This is a genomic window from Shinella agrisoli, from assembly GCF_046557955.1.
GTDB lineage: Bacteria > Pseudomonadota > Alphaproteobacteria > Rhizobiales > Rhizobiaceae > Shinella.
Genome location: NZ_JBJIEP010000019.1, coordinates 1 through 16,068, shown reverse-complemented (window position 1 = coordinate 16,068; position 16,068 = coordinate 1). Strand labels below are relative to the sequence as shown.

Sequence of the window (16,068 nt, the reverse complement as noted above, 5' to 3'; positions counted from 1 at the left end):
CGGCCGTCAGGCCGCCTTCTTGCCGGCGTCGAACGGGATCTCAATGTCGACGGCCAGCGTCGAGACCTGGGCGCCGCGTTCCATCTTGATGCTGACCTTCTCGTCGTCGACCTGCATGTGCTTGGAAATCGCCTTCAGGATTTCGTCGCGCAGCTTGTTGACGAGGTCCGTGTCGCCGGTGGCGGCGCGTTCGTGGGCGAGCAGCACCTGCAGCCGCTCGCGGGCGGCCGGCGCCGACTGGGCGCGGGAGAAGAAACGGAACAGGTTCATGCCGCTTTCCTTCCGAAGATCTTGCCGAGGAAACCGCGCTTTTCGCCCGGAATGGTCACCGGCAGGTTTTCGCCCTTCAGCCGCCGCGTCGCCTCGAAATAGGCGAGCGCCGGGGCGCTGCGCCCGTCTGCCAGCGTCACGGGCGCACCGACGTTGGACGCCCGCAGCACGTCCATGCTTTCCGGGATGATGCCGAGCAGCGGGATCGAGAGGATCTCGAGCACGTCGTCGACCTTCAGCATGTCGCCGCGCTCCGCGCGGTTCGCGTCGTAGCGGGTCAGCAGCAGGTGCTTTTCGATGCGCTCGCCGTTTTCCGCCTTCTCCGTCTTGGAATCGAGCAGGCCGATGATCCGGTCGGAGTCGCGCACCGAGGAGACTTCCGGGTTGGTCACGACGATGGCGACGTCGGCGTGGCGCATGGCGAGCGTCGCGCCGCGCTCGATGCCGGCGGGGCTGTCGCAGATCACCCAGTCGAAGGCGTTCCTGAGGGCCGCGATGACCTTCTCGACGCCCTCCGGGGTGAGGTTGTCCTTGTCGCGGGTCTGCGAGGCCGGCAAGAGGTAGAGCGTCTCGACCCGCTTGTCGCGGATCAGCGCCTGCGTGAGCTTGGCCTCGCCCTGGATCACGTTGACGAGGTCGTAGACGACGCGCCGCTCGGCGCCCATGACGAGGTCGAGATTGCGCAGGCCGACGTCGAAATCCACGACCACGACCTTCTCGCCGTTCTGCGCCAGCGCGGCGCCCAGTGCGGCCGACGACGTCGTCTTGCCGACGCCGCCCTTGCCCGATGTGACAACGATTACCTTGCCCATGTACCTCTCCAGTAAGTAGGAATTCGCCTGCTGTTCAGCCGAGTGTCGCGGCCTTGATCGTTTCGCCTTCCAGCCAGGCCTGCACGGGCTTGCCGCGCAGGTCCGGTTCCATGTCGTCCGCCGTCTTGTAGAAGCCGTCGATGGCGATCAGCTCCGCTTCGAGCTTGCGGCAGAATATGCGCGCCGAGGCATTGCCCATCGTGCCGGCCATCGCCCGGCCGCGCAGCGGGCCGTAGACGTGGATCGAGCCGCCGGCGACGATCTCCGCGCCCGATGCGACCGAGCCGATGATGGTAACGTCCCCTTTGGGAAAGAAGATGGACTGGCCGGAGCGCACCGGCCGCGTGACGATCATCGAGGGCGCAGCCTTCGCCGCCGCGGCCGGCTCGGACGCTACCGCGCTCTCGGCGGGACCGGCCGTTTCGGCCGCCTCCGCCGGCTCGCCTGCCGGGGCCTCTATGTCGCCCGCCGGACGTCCGTCGGACATTGCCGGCGGCATGTCCGGGCCGAGCAGCGAGGCGCGCGCCCCCTCTATCCCCATGACCCGCACGTTGCGCGCGCCCAGCTGCTCGACGAGCCCGCGCAGCTGCGGCCGGTCGATGTCCAGCCCCTCGACGTCCAGCACCACCGGCCGGCGAAGGAAGAAGCCGGCCGAGCGGGCGGCCAGATCGTCGAGGCGCACCAGCCAGTCCTCGAAGGGCAGCTCCGGGGTCAGTGCAAGCGCAAGGAAGGACCGCCCCTTGAGGCGGATCGGCCGGGGTTGAGTTAACACGTCAGTCATCTTGGTTAATTTTCGGTAGCTCCGGTGTAGCGGTGAAATGGTTAACGAACAGTTAATTCGCAGGCGTGGCTGGCGCGAAGCATGCCGTGCCAGCAGCGCGCGCGGGAATATGGGAGGCGAAGGAAACGCAGAGGTAGACGCGCCCTATTCTTCGCCCTCGAAGCGCGTGGCGAAAGCGCTTGCGGCGCCGTCTGATGCGAAGTGATTCGATGGAGGAGAAAGGCCGCGGGTGAGAGGGAGCCTGTCTCACGCGACATCGATGCCCTGAAAAAGTCGGCACGGCATATCTCCTCCTCCCCGCCTGCGGGAGGAGAAGGTGGCCGGCAGGCCGGACGAGGCGCCGCGGCGATATACGGCCCGCCGCCGCGATGGATCAGCCGATGGCCATCAGGCTGGCGTTGCCGCCGGCCGCGGCGGTGTTGATGGAGGTGGAGACTTCCTCCAGCAGCCAGTTGAGGCAATAGGCCTCGGGGTCGTCGGCGAGTTCCTCGGTCGTTGCCGCCTGCACCAGGACGAGCGGGCCGGGAAGGGCCGCGATCTCGCGGTTGACGCGCCGCACGTCCTCCGCGTCGCCCTCGACCAGCGCGCCGGCGAACGGGCCGTCCTTCTCCCAGTCGGTCGTCCAGGCGAGGCGGGCGGCGACGGAGGCCGGCAGGTCCGCCAGCGCGGGCTGGAGCGGCCGGGTGCCGTCGACGGCGATCTGGTTGCCCGTCGCAAGGGCGGCTGCGACCTGGCGCAGCAGGCCGGATTCGCTCTTCGGCACGAGGAGGATGCGGCCGCGCGGATGGAGCGCATAGAGGTTGCGCTCGCCGACCGGGCCGGTGAGCTCCCGCACGAGGCCGAGGGCCGAGCGGTTGGCGAAGCTGCGCGCCGTCTCGCCTTCCGCGGCCTTGCCCTTGCGGTCGAGCCAGGTGATGAAGTCGCGCAGCGCCGGATCGGTGTGCACCGAATCCTGCTGCGGCGGCACCGGGGCCTTCTGCACGAGGCGGCCGATATAGAGCGGGCCGCCGGCCTTCGGGCCGGTGCCGGAAAGGCCGCGTCCGCCGAAGGGCTGGACGCCCACGACCGCGCCGATGATGTTGCGGTTGACGTAGATGTTGCCGACCTTGATGCGGCTGGTGACATGCGCGATCGTCTCGTCGAGGCGCGTGTGCAGGCCGAAGGTGAGGCCGTATCCGGAAGCGTTGATGTCGTCGATCAGCTTGTCGAGATCGGTGCGGCGGAAGCGGATGACGTGCAGCACCGGGCCGAAGACCTCGCGCTTGAGGTCCGAAAGCCTCTTGATCTCGATGATCGTCGGCGGAACGAAGGTGCCGTGCCCGGCGCTCGCCGGCAGCGCCAGCTGCTCGACCTTGTTGCCGAGCTCGCGCATGCGCTCGATGTGCCGGTTGATGCCGTCGCGCGCCTCGGCCGTGATGACCGGGCCGATGTCGATGTTGAGGCTGTCGGTGCGGCCGAGCGTCAGCTCGTTGAGCGCGCCCTTGAGCATGGTCAGCGTGCGGTCGGCGATGTCGTCCTGCAGGCACAGGACGCGCAGCGCCGAGCAGCGCTGGCCGGCGCTGTCGAAGGCCGAGGCGATGACGTCTCCCACCACCTGCTCGGCGAGCGCCGAGGAATCGACGATCATGCCGTTCTGGCCGCCCGTTTCGGCGATCAGCGGGATCGGCCTGCCGGCCTGCGAAAGCCGTTCGGCAAGCTGCGCCTGGATGAGGCGGGCGACCTCCGTCGAGCCGGTGAACATGACGCCGGCCGTCTCTTGCGCGCCGACGAGGGCGGCGCCGACACGGCCGCCGCCAGGCACGAACTGGAGCGCGCCGGCGGGAACCCCGGCCTCGTGCAGGATCTTCACGCTCTCGTGGGCGATGATCGGCGTCTCCTCGGCGGGCTTGGCGAGCACCGTGTTGCCCGCCACCAGGGCGGCGGCGACCTGGCCGGTGAAGATGGCGAGCGGGAAGTTCCACGGGCTGATGCAGACGACCGGGCCGAGCGGCAGGTGCGACGGCCCCAGCGTGCGGCGGGCCTGATCGGCATAGTAGCGCAGGAAGTCGACCGCCTCGCGCACCTCGCCGATGGCGTTGGCCGCCGACTTGCCGGCCTCGCGCATGATGATCCCCATCAGCGGCTGGATGCAGCCCTCCATGATGTCCGCCGCCCGGTCGAGGCAGGCGGCGCGCTCGGCGGGCGGGACCGCCGCCCAGTCGGCGAGGCTGCTTGCTGCCATCGCGACGATGTGCCCGGCATCCTCGGCCTTCACCTCGGTGACGCTGCCGACGACGTCGCGGTGGTCCGCCGGGTTCAGCACGTCGCTCGTCTCGCCCTGCGCGGAGCCGTCCGCGAGCAGCGGCAGCGCATGCCATGGCCTGGCGGCGGTGGCGGCGAGCTCGGCCGAGAGGGCGGCGAGCGTCGTTTCGTTGGAGAGGTCGAGGCCCTTCGAGTTCTGCCGGGACTTGCCGTAGAGCGCGGCCGGCAGCGCGATCTGGTCGTGCGGCGCGCCGACCACCGGCATGGCGGCGACGATGTCCACCGGATCGGCGATCAAAGATTCGACGGTGACCTTCGGGTCGGAAATGCGGTTGACGAAGGAGGAGTTGGCGCCGTTTTCGAGGAGGCGGCGGACGAGGTAGGCCAGCAGCGTCTCATGCGTGCCGACGGGCGCGTAGATGCGGCAGGGCCGGTCGAGCTTGTCCTTGCCGACCACCTCGTCATAGAGCGGCTCGCCCATGCCGTGCAGGCACTGGAACTCGTACTTGCCGACAGAGAAGTCCGGGCCGGCGAGGTGGTAGATCGTGGCAAGGCTCTGGGCGTTGTGGGTGGCGAACTGCGGGAAGACGGCATCGGGCGCGGCGAGCAGCTTGCGCGCGCAGGCGACATAGGCGACGTCCGTATAGATCTTGCGCGTATAGACCGGGAAGCCTTCGAGGCCGTCGAGCTGCGCGCGCTTGATCTCGGCGTCCCAATAGGCGCCCTTGACGAGGCGCACCATGACGCGCCGGCCGGCGCGGCGGGCGAGATCGATGATGTAGTCGAGCACGAAGGGGCAGCGCTTGCCGTAGGCCTGCACGACGAAGCCGAGGCCGTCCCAGCCCCTGAGGTCCTCGTCGAAGCAGAGGCTTTCGAGCAGGTCGAGCGACAGTTCCAGGCGGTCGGCCTCCTCCGCGTCGATGTTGAGGCCGATGTCGTAGCCCTTGGCGATCGCCGCGAGCGCCTTCACCTTCGGCAGCAGTTCGCTCATGACGCGGGCGGCCTGCGCGCGGCTGTAGCGCGGATGCAGCGCCGAAAGCTTGATCGAGATGCCGGGGCCCTCGTAGATGCCGCGCCCGCCGGAGGCCTTGCCGATGGCGTGGATGGCGGCCTCGTAATCGCGGTAGTAGCGCTCGGCATCGGCCGCGGTCGTCGCGGCCTCGCCCAGCATGTCGTAGGAATAGCGGAAGCCGCGGGCCTCCAGCGGCTTGGAGCGCTTCAGCGCCTCCTCGATCGTCTCGCCGGTGACGAACTGCTCGCCCATCATGCGCATCGCCATGTCGACGCCGCGGCGGATGACCGGCTCGCCCGCGCGCGCGATGAGGCGCGTCAGCGCGGCGGAAAGGCCGCGGTCGTTGACGGTGGAGGTCAGCTTGCCGGTGACGACGAGGCCCCAGGTGGCGGCGTTGACGAAGAGCGACTTGCCGCCGCCGATATGGGAGCTCCAGTCGCCCTCGGCGATCTTGTCGCGGATCAGCGCGTCGCGCGTGCCGGTGTCGGGAATGCGCAGCAGCGCCTCGGCAAGGCACATCAGCGCCACGCCCTCCTGGCTCGACAGCGAATATTCCTGCACCAGTCCCTCGACGCCGGTGCCCTTGTGCTTGGCGCGCAGCGCCTCGATCAGCGTGCGGGCGGTGTTGCGAATGTCGTAGCGCTCCCGCTCGGAAACGCGGGCCGCGGCGACGAGCGGCGGCAGGCACTCGGTTTCCGGCCGGCGGTAGGCGGCCGTGATCGCCCGGCGCAGCTCGCCCTGCGGGCGGATCGGCGGGGCGAAGCGCGAGAACGGGGCGACGGTCTCGTCGGCGGCGGGAAGGGAGGCGGCGGCGGGGTTCTGCATGGAAGGACCTATAAGCGGTTCGGTGTCTTGCGAAACAGGGTTCAGCGGATGAAGGCTATTGCAGGCTCGTCCCGGTTCGGGACGTCATGGAACTGCGGCGCGTGGCGAAGCGGAACGCCCGGTCCGGCGCGCGCGGGCTCCGCTCTGATGCTGCAGGCCGCCACGACAGCCCGGATCGCGAGCGGCTTGTAGCGGCTGAGCAGGTCCGGCGACATGCTATCATCGAAGCTCTCGTCTTGCACCACTATCCCCCTGCCGCCGGCGCCGGACCATCGCCCGCATCCGGCTGCGCCGAGGGCGGCCGGGTGGCGTGCTTTCGTTCCGGGAAACTGGGCGGGACAATATCACGCCGCATAAAAACAGATGGACTTCATATCGCTTCAGATTAGGCTATATGGGTCTATTTTCGGAAAAATGGAGGGTTGATTGCCCGATAATACGCATGTCGATGGGTCATTGGACGCATTCGACCGGAAAATCCTCGAGGAACTCGCGCAAAACGGCCGCATCTCCGTCGCCGAGCTGGCGGAACGGGTCGGCTTGTCGAAGACCCCGTGCCAGAACCGCTTCAAGCGGCTGATCGCGGAAGGCTTCATCCAGGGCTTCAAGGCGATCCTCAATCCCGCGAAGATGAACCTCGACCATATCGCCTTCGCCGAGGTGAAGCTGACCAACACGCACGAGGAGGCCCTGACCAGCTTCAACGCGGCCGTGAAGAAGATCAAGGAGGTCGAGGAGTGCCACATGATCGCCGGCCGCTTCGACTATCTCCTGAAAATCCGCACGCGCGACATCAAGAAGTACCGGCTGGTCCTCGGCGAACGGATCTCCAACCTGCCCTACGTCGCGAACACGTCGACCAACGTGGCGATGGAGACCGTCAAGGAGCGTGGTTAGGCAGTCGTGAGCGCGGCGTATCCCCGCTTGCGCCGCCGGGCGATCTGGCGCGCGAGCACCGCTTCCGCTTCTGCCAGCGTGGCATGCAGGCTGAGCGCCTGCCGTCCGCGGGTGCCGATGCGGCCCCAGTGGGCCAGGACGGCGACCTCGCCGAAGAGCGTCGGCTCCAGCGAAAGCAGGTAGAAGCGGGCCATGTTGCGCGCCGCGTCGATGCGGCGGAAACGGTGGATCGTCGGGAAGGCATGGGCGTTCGGCATGCCATCGAGTCTGCCGGAGCCCGGAAAGGCCGTCCAATGAAAGCTTTGAATCGATCCGGCCGGATCGATTCATGCCGGTGAAGCGTCGTCAGTCCTTCGGGCCGCGCCGGACGGCCTGCGCAGGCAGCCCGGCCTCGACGGCCGAAAGGCCCGCCTCCAGCTGCTTGAGGCCGGCCGTGCCGAGAAGCCGCGCCAGTTCCTGCTCGTAGCGGCGGGCAAGCTCGATCATCTCGCCGTGGATGCGCCGGCCCGCCGGCGTCAGCTCCAGATGCTCGATGCGGCGGTCGCTCGCGTCCTCGCTGCGCTTCAGCCAGCGCTTTTCCTCCAGGGCCCGCACCGCGCGGGAGACCTTCGTCTTGTGCATGCTGGAATTGGCGCCGATCTCCGTTGCCGTCATGCGGCCGTAGGCGCCGAGCGCGGCGAGCGTCCGCCATTCCGGCCGCGTCATGCGGTAGCGCACGCGGTACTGCGCGGCGAAGCGCTGGCTCACCCGCTCGGCTGCCTGGTTGAGCCGGTAGGGCAGGAAGGTTTCGAGCTTGAAGTCCATGGGCGGTCGCCTTGATGGTTACAAAATGGACAGTTACATCTGTAACCATCTGACGACAAGCACGCTCTGCAGAGGAGGGCAAGCCATGCCGGATCATGCGACGCAGACCGCCAACAGCCTGAAATACATGCCGGGCTTCGGCAACGACTTCGAGACGGAATCCCTGCCCGGCGCGCTGCCGCAGGGCCAGAACAGCCCGCAGAAATGCAACTACGGCCTCTATGCCGAGCAGCTTTCGGGCTCGCCCTTCACCGCGCCGCGCGGCACCAACGAGCGCTCCTGGCTCTACCGCATCCGCCCGAGCGTGCGGCACACCCGCCGATTCAGCAATGCCGGCTATCCGCACTGGAAGACCGCGCCCTGCCTCGACGACCATTCGCTTCCGCTCGGCCAGCTGCGCTGGAACCCGCTGCCGGCGCCGAAGGAAAGGCTGAACTTCCTCGAAGGCATCCGCACGATGACCACCGCCGGCGACGTGCTGACGCAGGTCGGCATGGCCGCGCACGCCTATACGTTCAATGCCGACATGGTGGACGATTATTTCTTCAACGCCGACGGCGAGCTGCTCGTCGTGCCGCAGCTCGGCAGCATCCGCGTCTTCACCGAGATGGGCATCATGGACGTCGAGCCGCTGGAGATCTGCCTCATCCCGCGCGGCATGATGTTCAAGGTCGCCCGCATCGGCGAGGGGGATGTCTGGCGCGGGTACATCTGCGAGAACTACGGGGCGAAGTTCACCCTGCCGGACCGCGGTCCGATCGGCGCCAACTGCCTCGCCAATCCGCGCGACTTCAAGACGCCGGCCGCCGCCTACGAGGACAAGGAGACGCCCTGCAGGGTCCATGTCAAATGGTGCGGCAAGTTCTACGTCACCGGGATCGGCCATTCGCCGCTCGACGTCGTCGCCTGGCACGGCAACTACGCGCCGTTCAAATACGACCTCCGGACCTATTCGCCGGTCGGGGCGATCCTGTTCGACCATCCCGATCCATCGATCTTCACCGTCCTGACGGCGCCGACGGAGGAGGCCGGCACGGCGAATGTCGACTTCGTCATCTTCCCGCCGCGCTGGCTGGTCGCCGAGCACACGTTCCGCCCGCCGTGGTACCACCGCAACATCATGAGCGAATTCATGGGGTTGATCCATGGCCAGTACGACGCCAAGGAGGAGGGCTTCGTTCCCGGCGGCATGAGCCTGCACAACATGATGCTGCCGCACGGCCCGGACACGATGGGCTTCGAGAAGGCCTCCGGCAGCGAGTTGAAGCCGGTGAAACTGGACCACACCATGGCCTTCATGTTCGAGACGCGTTTCCCGCAGCAGCTCACGAAGTTCGCCGCCGAGCTGGAGACGCTGCAGGAAAACTATCTCGACTGCTGGGACGGACTGGAGCGCAAGTTCGACGGCACGCCGGGCGTCAAATGACCGGCCGGTCAGCTGCCCTGCCAGGCCTTCACCGCCTCCAGCGGCCAGACGAGCATCAGGATGTTGAGCGCCAGCCCGTCGCGGATGAGGTATGTGGTCAGCGCCTCGAAGAAGACGATGATCGCGACGCTCGCCCAGACGGGCAGGCGCGCGGCGAGGAAGAAGCCGACCACCATCGCGAGGATGTCCGCGCTCGAATTGATCACGCTGTCGCCGAAATAGTCGAGCGAGATGGTCGATTCGCGGTAGCGGTTGATGACCATGTCGGTGTTTTCGAGGATTTCCCACGAGCATTCGACGACAAGCGAAAGGGCGAGCCGCACGTTGATGCTCGCCTTCCTCAGGATCAGCGTGAAGAAGCCGAAGAACAGGATGCCGTGGATGATGTGGCTCGGCGTGTACCAGTCGGAAAGGTGCTGCGAGTTTTCAGAGGAAACCACGACGCCGCGCCACAGTTTGACATATCCGCACTTGCAGATGAGCGGCTGACCCATCGTATAAAGGATGATGGCCGTCGCGGCGATGAAGCCGGCGGCGATCAGCAGGGAATTTCGGGCCGTGGGGTTCAAGCGGGATTTCCTTGGAGAGGCAATGCGCCGCGGAAACGGCGCATGCGGGTGGAGACAGGCGGCCGGAAGATGACACGATCCGCCGGCCGGAAACAAGATCGGGAGAGAGGCGCATGAAACTTGCGACATTAAAGGATTCCACCCGCGACGGCCGCCTGGTCGTCGTCTCGCGCGACCTGACGCGCTGCTCGGAAGTCGGCCACATCGCCCGCACGCTGCAGGCGGCGCTGGACGACTGGGCGCATGTCGCGCCGCGGCTGGCGCGGGTCGCCGAGGGGCTGGAAACCGGCTCGCAGCCGACGATGCGCTTCCACGAGCACGACGCCGCCTCTCCGTTGCCGCGGGCTTACCAATGGGCGGACGGCTCGGCCTACGTCAACCATGTCGAATTGGTGCGCAAGGCGCGCAATGCCGAGATGCCGGAGAGCTTCTGGACCGATCCGCTGATGTACCAGGGCGGCTCCGACAGCTTTCTCGGCCCCCGCGATCCGATCCTTGCGGCCGACGAGGCCTTCGGCATCGACATGGAGGGCGAGGTCGCCGTCATCGTCGACGACGTGCCGATGGGCGCAAGCGTCGAGGAAGCCCGCGAGGCGATCAAGCTGGTCATGCTCGTCAACGACGTGTCGCTGCGCGGCCTCATCCCGGCCGAGCTTGCCAAGGGCTTCGGCTTCTTCCAGTCCAAGCCCTCCTCCGCCTTCTCCCCCGTCGCCGTGACGCCGGACGAGCTGGGCGAGGCCTGGGACGGCGGCAGGCTGCACCTGCCGCTCCTCGTCTCGCTCAACGGAAAGCCCTTCGGCCGGGCCAATGCCGGCGTCGACATGACGTTCGATTTCGGCCAGCTCGTCGCCCATGCGGCAAAGACCCGCCCGCTCGTCGCCGGCTCGATCATCGGTTCCGGCACCGTCTCCAACAGGCAGGACGGCGGGCCGGGCAGGCCGGTCCCGGAGGGCGGCGCCGGCTATTCCTGCATCGCCGAGATCCGCACCGTCGAGACGATCGCCACCGGCGCCCCGAAGACACCGTTCCTGACGTTCGGCGACACCGTGCGCATCGAGATGAAGGACAAGGCCGGCCACTCGATCTTCGGCGCGATCGAGCAGACCGTGACACGCTACGATAAGGGCTGACCGATGAGCGACGGCATCGTGCTCTACGACTACTGGCGCTCTTCCGCCAGCTACCGCGTGCGCATCGCGCTCGAAAGCCTCGGCCTGCCGTACCGGCGGGTGCCCGTCGATCTGCTCGCCGGCGAGCAGCGCGCGCCGGAACACCGCGCCCGCAATCCGCAGGGCCTCGTGCCGGCCCTGACGATCGACGGGCGGACGCTGACGCAATCCCTCGCGATCATCGAATACCTTTCCGAAACGCGCCCCGGGGCGCGTTTCCTGCCCGCCGACCCGCCCGGCCGGCAGCGCGTGCGCACGCTCTCCTACGCCATCGCCATGGAGATCCACGCCGTCTGCAACACGGGCGTCGCCAACCATGTGCTGGAGATCACCGGGGGCGGGGAGGAGGTCCGCGCCGGCTGGATGAAGAAGTTCATCAGCGACGGCCTTTCCGCCGTCGAGGCCCTGCTGACCGATCCGGCCACCGGCACCTTCTGCCACGGCGACACGCCCACCATGGCCGATTTCTGCCTCGTGCCGCAGGTCTACAACGCCGAGCGCTGGGGCGCCGACATCGCCGGCCTCGAACGGGTCCGGCGCATCGCCGGGACCTGCCGGGCCCTTCCTGCCTTCCAGGCGGCCCATCCGGAGGCGGTGAAGCCGGCCTGACCTTTCCTGCCGGGCTGCGGCATGCTATATATACCTCTTGAAAGGGAAGGATATACCATGCCGCTCTATGTCAAGGACCAGGAGGTCGACCGGCTTGCCGAACGGCTGTCCACGCTGCGCAAGGTCAGCAAGACCGAGGCGGTGCGGCAGGCGTTGGCGCGTGAGCTGGCGCGAGCCGAGAGCCAGCCGACGCTGGTGGAGAAGGCCATCGCCATGACCCGCGAGCTGAACCGGAAATACTCTCCGACCGGCCTCAAGGCCGACAAGGCTTTCATCGACAGCCTGTACGAGGACTGATGTTCGTCGATGCTTCAGCCATGGTCGCCATGATGGCGGATGAAAGCGATGCGGAATCGCTCTCCGCACGCCTCATGCGCGCGGATGCGCGGACGACGTCCCCCATGGCGCTCTGGGAGGCCTCGGTTGCTTACGGGCGGATCTTCGGGCTTGAGCCGAAGGCGGCCCTGCGGGAGGTGGAGGCCTATATTCGCCCCTTCGACGTTACAGTCATTTCAATCGAGCCGGCGCTGACAGCCGCAGCTGTCGATGCCTACCAGCGTTTCGGCAAGGGCCGGCATCCGGCCGGCCTGAACTTCGGCGACTGTTTCGCCTATGCCTGCGCCCGGCAACTCTGCATGCCGCTGCTTTATAAAGGCGATGACTTCGCCAGGACGGATATCGAAGCCGCATGAAAATCGCCCCGCGCGAGGCGGGGCGATCCTGAATGGTCAGGCCACATCCCCCATGCAGATGTATTTCAGCTCCAGATAGTCGTCCGCGCCGTGGGCGGAGCCCTCGCGGCCAAGCCCGGACTGCTTGATGCCGCCGAAGGGGGCGGCCTCGGAGGAGATGAGGCCGGTATTGACGCCGACCATGCCGTATTCCAGCGCTTCGGCCACCTTCCAGACCTTCTTGAGGTCGCCGGCGAAGAAGTAGGCGGCAAGGCCGAACTCGGTGTCGTTGGCCTGCTCGATCACGTCCTCGACCGTGTCAAAGCGGAAGAGCGGGGCGACCGGGCCGAAGGTCTCTTCCTTCGCGACCGCCATGCCGCGGGCGACGTCCTTCAGCACGGTCGGCTGGAAGAAGGTGCCCTTGCCGTCGATACGCCTGCCGCCGGCCACCACCGTCGCGCCCTTGGAAAGGGCGTCGGCGATATGTGCCTCGACCTTCTTGACGGCCGCTTCCTCGATCAGCGGGCCGATCGTCGTGGCCTTGTCGAAGCCGTCGCCGACCGAAAGCTCCGCCACCTTCTTCGCCAGCTTCTCGGCGAAGGCGTCATAGACGCCCGCCTGCACGTAGAGCCGGTTGGCGCATACGCAGGTCTGGCCGGCATTGCGGTACTTCGAGGCCATGGCGCCCTCCACGGCCGCATCGAGATCGGCGTCGTCGAAGACGATGAAGGGCGCGTTGCCGCCGAGCTCCAGGTTCACCTTCTTGATCTGGTCGGAGCACTGGCGCATCAGGATGCGGCCGACCTCCGTAGAGCCCGTGAAGGAGATCTTCCGCACCTTCGGATTGTAGCAGAGCTCCTTGCCGATCGCCGGCCCATCTGTGCCGAGGATGAGGTTGAAGACGCCGGCCGGAAGGCCCGCCTTTTCGGCGAGGACCGCAAGGGCGATGGCCGAGAGCGGCGTCTGCTCGGCGGGCTTGGAGACCACCGTGCAGCCGACGGCGAGCGCCGGGGCGACCTTGCGGGCGATCATCGCCGCCGGGAAGTTCCATGGCGTGATGGTGCCGACGACGCCGACCGGCTGGCGGATGACGAGCATGCGCCTGTCGGCGGAGGGCGCGGGGATCGTCTCGCCGTTGATGCGCTTGGCCTCTTCCGCATACCACTCGACATAGGCGGCGGCGTAGAGGATTTCGCCCCTCGCCTCGGCCAGCGGCTTGCCCATCTCGGCTGTCAGGATCGCGGCAAGCTCGTCCGCATTGGCGACGACGAGATCGTGCCACTTGCGCAGCAGCGCGCTGCGGTCCTTGGCCGGGCGCGCGGCCCAGGGGCCTTGCGCCGCGTAGGCGGCGTCGATGGCCGCGGCGGTTTCGCCCGCGCCCATCTCCGGCAGCGTCGCCAGCCTTTCCCCGGTCGCCGGGTTGAGGACGTCGAAGGTCGCGGCACCGTTGCCGCCGATCCAGTTGCCGTTGACATAACCTGCGTCGCGCAGGAACTCGGTCGACTTCAGGTGCTTTGCAAGAGCATCGTAGAAGGCCATGGTTTCGCTCCTTCCGGAAAAGAAAGGCCGTTCACCCGAAGCCGATGCTCCGGGTGCCGCCTCGGGGGATTTCGGTTCGGCCGCCGCTCAGGCGGCGCGGGCTTCGATCATCGCAGCTTCGAGGATGTCGAGCGCCTCGGCGAAGACCTCGTCCTGGATGGTGATCGGCGCGAGGAAGCGGATGACGTTGCCGTGCACGCCGCAGGTGAGCAGGATCAGGCCCTTTTCCAGGGCCTTGAGGCGCACCCTGTTGGCGAAGTCGGCGCTCGGCTGCTTCGTCGCCACGTCGTTGAACTCGACGGCGTTCATGAAGCCGGGGCCGCGGATGTCGGCGATTTCCGGAACCTTGTCGCGCAGGGAGGCGAGGCGCTGCTTGAGGCGCGCGCCGAGGCTTTCGGCACGGTTGCACAGGTCCTCGTCCTTGATGACGTCGAGCACCACATGGGCCGCCGCGACGCCGATCGGGCTGCCGGCATAGGTGCCGCCGAGGCCGCCCGGGCCGGGCGCGTCCATGATCTCCGCCCGGCCGGTGACGGCGGCGATCGGAAAGCCCCCGCCGAGGCCCTTGGCCATGGTCGTGATGTCGGCCGCGATGCCGTAATGCTCCATGGCGAAGAGTTTTCCCGTACGGGCGAAGCCGGTCTGCACCTCGTCGGCGATGAGGAGGATGCCGTGCTCATCGCAGATCTCGCGCAGCGCTTTCATGAAATTGGCCGGCACCGGATAGAAGCCGCCTTCGCCCTGCACCGGCTCGATGATGATCGCGGCGACGCGGTTCGGGTCGACATCGGCCGCAAAGAGCTTCCTCAGCACCGAAAGCGACTGCTCGACCGTCGTGCCGTGCATCTCGACCGGGAAGGGCGCATGGAAGACGTCGCCCGGCATCGCGCCGAAGCCCACCTTGTAGGGCACGACCTTGCCGGTCAGCGCCATGCTCATGAAGGTGCGGCCGTGGAAGCCGCCGGAAAAGGCGATGACCGCCTGGCGGCCGGTGGCGGCGCGGGCGATCTTCACGGCGTTCTCAACGGCCTCCGCGCCCGTCGTCACGAAGATCGTCTTCTTGGCGAAGTTGCCGGGGGTGATGGTGTTCAGCCGCTCGGCGAGCTCGACATAGTTCTCGTAGGGCACGACCTGGTGGCAGGTGTGGGTGAAGCGGTCGAGCTGGTTCTTGACGGCCTCTATGACGCGCGGATGGCGGTGGCCGGTATTGACCACGGCGATGCCGGCGGCGAAATCGATGTAGCGGTTGCCCTCCTTGTCCCAGATCTCCGCATTCTCCGCCCGGTCGGCGTAGATCTGCGTGGTCATGCCCACGCCGCGCGAGATGGCGGCGTTCTTGCGGTCTGTCAGAGGCGTGGCGGTCATGGCTTTATCCCGGATCTGGAGGCGTTGTCCAATAACTTGCATTTTTTCTGCAAGCTTCAAGTGGAATTCCTACATTTTTTCTGCAAGAATGCAACGGCATTTTACACGGGGGGCGGCGCGACGGATTTCAAACCGGCAGGCGTGTCCCGGGAAATGCTATGGAACGATAATACGGAATCAGGGATTTGGCGCGATGGGTTCTGCGGAGCCGGTGCATTACAAGGTGGCGGAGGCGGCGCGGCTCGCCGGCGTTTCGGCCTCCACGCTGAGGCTTTGGGAAGCCCAGGGGCTCGTCGTGCCGGGCCGTTCGCAGACCGGCCATCGCCAGTACAGCGCGGAGGACGTCGCGCGGCTGAAGCGCATCGCCTGGTACAGGACGGAGCGCGGCCTCAACCCGGCCGCCATCCGCGAGGCGCTGGAGGCCGGGGAGCCCGCCGCCGAGACGCCGCCCTCCGAAGGGGATGCGCCGCAGGGCGTCGGGCGCAAGCTGCGCAGCCTGCGCCACGCCGCGGGCAAGACGCTGGAGCAGGTCGCCGGCGACATCGGCATCGCCACCTCGGTGCTCTCCACCTTCGAGCGCACCTCGCAGGGCGTGACCTTCCGCGTGCTGCACGACCTTGCCGACTACTACGGCACGACCGTCTCGAAGCTTTCCGGCGAGGAGGAAGAAGACAACCGGTCGGTCGTCAGGGCAGGGGAGTGGAAGCTCTGGCCGGAGACCTCGCCCGGCGTGACCGTGCAGGTGCTGGCGGAGGGGCGCAACATGATGGACTGCCACCGCTTCGTGCTCGCCCCCGGCGCCTCCTCGGACGGCGCCTACGAGCACGAGGGCGAGGAGTTCGTGCACGTGCTTTCAGGGCGGATGGAAATGGTGCTGGACGGCCACGAGTTCCACGACCTCGGGCCCGGCGACAGCCTCTATTTCGCAAGCGGCCGCCGCCACGCCTGGCGCAACCGCCACGACGGCGAGACGGTGCTGATCTGGATCAACACCCCGCCGACGTTCTAGGGTCTGTACTCGATCAGGATGGGTGTTCTGCAAGCCGCATTTTGTGCCTGAGTAGGAGGAAAGGTGCAG

Annotated in this window: 17 protein-coding genes; 7 read left to right on the top strand and 10 right to left on the bottom strand. The window is 67.3% G+C overall.

Features of this window, described 5'->3' with window-relative positions; all coding sequences use genetic code 11:
• Positions 1-6: 6 nt before the first annotated feature.
• The 5 genes from minE to ACIIOY_RS19335 all read right to left on the bottom strand — a co-directional run bounded on the left by minE (position 7) and on the right by ACIIOY_RS19335 (position 6,183).
• Positions 7-270, bottom strand: coding sequence for a cell division topological specificity factor MinE (gene minE / locus ACIIOY_RS19355; protein WP_411036313.1), 264 nt, complete (start codon positions 268-270; stop codon positions 7-9).
• Positions 267-1,082, bottom strand: a complete 816-nt coding sequence (minD, locus tag ACIIOY_RS19350) for a septum site-determining protein MinD (protein WP_411036312.1) — start codon at positions 1,080-1,082, stop codon at positions 267-269. The genes minE and minD overlap by 4 nt, the downstream gene beginning before the upstream one ends.
• 34 nt (positions 1,083-1,116) lie before the next feature.
• Complete coding sequence (gene minC, locus ACIIOY_RS19345) at positions 1,117-1,863, bottom strand: septum site-determining protein MinC (RefSeq protein ID WP_411036311.1); 747 nt, start codon at positions 1,861-1,863, stop codon at positions 1,117-1,119.
• A 373-nt stretch (positions 1,864-2,236) separates the two neighbouring features.
• Complete coding sequence (putA, locus tag ACIIOY_RS19340; RefSeq protein WP_411036310.1) at positions 2,237-5,941, bottom strand: trifunctional transcriptional regulator/proline dehydrogenase/L-glutamate gamma-semialdehyde dehydrogenase; 3,705 nt, start codon at positions 5,939-5,941, stop codon at positions 2,237-2,239.
• 41 nt (positions 5,942-5,982) lie between these two features.
• The gene (locus ACIIOY_RS19335; RefSeq protein ID WP_411036309.1) at positions 5,983-6,183 is read right to left on the bottom strand and encodes a hypothetical protein; all 201 of its coding nucleotides are present in this window, start codon (positions 6,181-6,183) and stop codon (positions 5,983-5,985) included.
• A 184-nt stretch (positions 6,184-6,367) separates the two neighbouring features.
• Between ACIIOY_RS19335 and ACIIOY_RS19330 the strand changes: the two genes are divergently transcribed.
• Positions 6,368-6,838: an Lrp/AsnC family transcriptional regulator gene (locus tag ACIIOY_RS19330; protein ID WP_411036308.1), complete on the top strand. Its 471-nt coding sequence runs from the start codon at positions 6,368-6,370 to the stop codon at positions 6,836-6,838.
• Here the strand turns inward: ACIIOY_RS19330 and ACIIOY_RS19325 are convergent.
• Together ACIIOY_RS19325 and ACIIOY_RS19320 are read right to left on the bottom strand one after the other, a co-directional pair.
• A complete protein-coding gene (locus ACIIOY_RS19325) occupies positions 6,835-7,095 on the bottom strand; it encodes a WGR domain-containing protein (protein ID WP_411036307.1) in 261 nt (86 codons plus the stop codon). The two genes, ACIIOY_RS19330 and ACIIOY_RS19325, sit on opposite strands and share 4 nt — an antisense overlap.
• Positions 7,096-7,183: 88 nt before the next feature.
• The gene (locus ACIIOY_RS19320; RefSeq protein ID WP_411036306.1) at positions 7,184-7,642 is read right to left on the bottom strand and encodes a MarR family winged helix-turn-helix transcriptional regulator; all 459 of its coding nucleotides are present in this window, start codon (positions 7,640-7,642) and stop codon (positions 7,184-7,186) included.
• 85 nt (positions 7,643-7,727) lie between these two features.
• Between ACIIOY_RS19320 and hmgA the strand changes: the two genes are divergently transcribed.
• On the top strand, positions 7,728-9,068 hold the full coding sequence (gene hmgA / locus ACIIOY_RS19315) for a homogentisate 1,2-dioxygenase (RefSeq protein ID WP_411036305.1): 1,341 nt from the start codon (positions 7,728-7,730) through the stop codon (positions 9,066-9,068).
• A gap of 8 nt (positions 9,069-9,076) precedes the next feature.
• Here the strand turns inward: hmgA and ACIIOY_RS19310 are convergent, their stop codons facing one another.
• Positions 9,077-9,637, bottom strand: coding sequence for a DUF2585 domain-containing protein (locus ACIIOY_RS19310; protein ID WP_411036304.1), 561 nt, complete (start codon positions 9,635-9,637; stop codon positions 9,077-9,079).
• A 113-nt stretch (positions 9,638-9,750) separates the two neighbouring features.
• Here ACIIOY_RS19310 and ACIIOY_RS19305 point away from each other — a divergent pair, with 113 nt between their 5' ends.
• Genes ACIIOY_RS19305 through ACIIOY_RS19290 form a run of 4 tightly spaced genes read left to right on the top strand, consistent with a single transcriptional unit; the run spans position 9,751 to position 12,107 of the window.
• Entirely contained in the window at positions 9,751-10,767 is a 1,017-nt protein-coding gene (locus tag ACIIOY_RS19305; protein ID WP_411036303.1) for a fumarylacetoacetate hydrolase family protein, read from the top strand.
• Between the two features lie 3 nt (positions 10,768-10,770).
• Positions 10,771-11,415: a maleylacetoacetate isomerase gene (gene maiA, locus ACIIOY_RS19300; RefSeq protein WP_411036302.1), complete on the top strand. Its 645-nt coding sequence runs from the start codon at positions 10,771-10,773 to the stop codon at positions 11,413-11,415.
• 57 nt (positions 11,416-11,472) lie between these two features.
• On the top strand, positions 11,473-11,712 hold the full coding sequence (locus ACIIOY_RS19295) for a type II toxin-antitoxin system VapB family antitoxin (protein WP_411036301.1): 240 nt from the start codon (positions 11,473-11,475) through the stop codon (positions 11,710-11,712).
• Positions 11,712-12,107, top strand: a complete 396-nt coding sequence (locus tag ACIIOY_RS19290) for a type II toxin-antitoxin system VapC family toxin (protein WP_411036300.1) — start codon at positions 11,712-11,714, stop codon at positions 12,105-12,107. Before ACIIOY_RS19295 ends, ACIIOY_RS19290 begins: the two co-directional genes overlap by 1 nt.
• A gap of 36 nt (positions 12,108-12,143) precedes the next feature.
• On the opposite strand, the gene ACIIOY_RS19285 is transcribed toward ACIIOY_RS19290, so the two are convergent.
• A complete protein-coding gene (locus tag ACIIOY_RS19285; RefSeq protein WP_411036299.1) occupies positions 12,144-13,625 on the bottom strand; it encodes an NAD-dependent succinate-semialdehyde dehydrogenase in 1,482 nt (493 codons plus the stop codon).
• Between the two features lie 87 nt (positions 13,626-13,712).
• Positions 13,713-14,990: a 4-aminobutyrate--2-oxoglutarate transaminase gene (locus ACIIOY_RS19280; protein ID WP_411036298.1), complete on the bottom strand. Its 1,278-nt coding sequence runs from the start codon at positions 14,988-14,990 to the stop codon at positions 13,713-13,715.
• 193 nt (positions 14,991-15,183) lie between these two features.
• Between ACIIOY_RS19280 and ACIIOY_RS19275 the strand changes: the two genes are divergently transcribed.
• A complete protein-coding gene (locus ACIIOY_RS19275) occupies positions 15,184-15,999 on the top strand; it encodes a MerR family transcriptional regulator (RefSeq protein ID WP_411036297.1) in 816 nt (271 codons plus the stop codon).
• Positions 16,000-16,068 lie beyond the last annotated feature (69 nt).

Excerpts from the sequence above, each read along its gene's own strand:
- minE (WP_411036313.1), bottom strand. The coding sequence starts at position 270 with ATGAACCTGTTCCGTTTCTTCTCCCGCGCCCAGTCGGCGCCGGCCGCC.
- minD (WP_411036312.1), bottom strand. The coding sequence starts at position 1,082 with ATGGGCAAGGTAATCGTTGTCACATCGGGCAAGGGCGGCGTCGGCAAG.
- minC (WP_411036311.1), bottom strand. The coding sequence starts at position 1,863 with ATGACTGACGTGTTAACTCAACCCCGGCCGATCCGCCTCAAGGGGCGG.
- putA (WP_411036310.1), bottom strand. The coding sequence starts at position 5,941 with ATGCAGAACCCCGCCGCCGCCTCCCTTCCCGCCGCCGACGAGACCGTC.
- ACIIOY_RS19325 (WP_411036307.1), bottom strand. The coding sequence starts at position 7,095 with ATGCCGAACGCCCATGCCTTCCCGACGATCCACCGTTTCCGCCGCATC.
- ACIIOY_RS19320 (WP_411036306.1), bottom strand. The coding sequence starts at position 7,642 with ATGGACTTCAAGCTCGAAACCTTCCTGCCCTACCGGCTCAACCAGGCA.
- hmgA (WP_411036305.1), top strand. The coding sequence starts at position 7,728 with ATGCCGGATCATGCGACGCAGACCGCCAACAGCCTGAAATACATGCCG.
- ACIIOY_RS19305 (WP_411036303.1), top strand. The coding sequence starts at position 9,751 with ATGAAACTTGCGACATTAAAGGATTCCACCCGCGACGGCCGCCTGGTC.
- maiA (WP_411036302.1), top strand. The coding sequence starts at position 10,771 with ATGAGCGACGGCATCGTGCTCTACGACTACTGGCGCTCTTCCGCCAGC.
- ACIIOY_RS19295 (WP_411036301.1), top strand. The coding sequence starts at position 11,473 with ATGCCGCTCTATGTCAAGGACCAGGAGGTCGACCGGCTTGCCGAACGG.
- ACIIOY_RS19290 (WP_411036300.1), top strand. The coding sequence starts at position 11,712 with ATGTTCGTCGATGCTTCAGCCATGGTCGCCATGATGGCGGATGAAAGC.
- ACIIOY_RS19285 (WP_411036299.1), bottom strand. The coding sequence starts at position 13,625 with ATGGCCTTCTACGATGCTCTTGCAAAGCACCTGAAGTCGACCGAGTTC.
- ACIIOY_RS19280 (WP_411036298.1), bottom strand. The coding sequence starts at position 14,990 with ATGACCGCCACGCCTCTGACAGACCGCAAGAACGCCGCCATCTCGCGC.
- ACIIOY_RS19275 (WP_411036297.1), top strand. The coding sequence starts at position 15,184 with ATGGGTTCTGCGGAGCCGGTGCATTACAAGGTGGCGGAGGCGGCGCGG.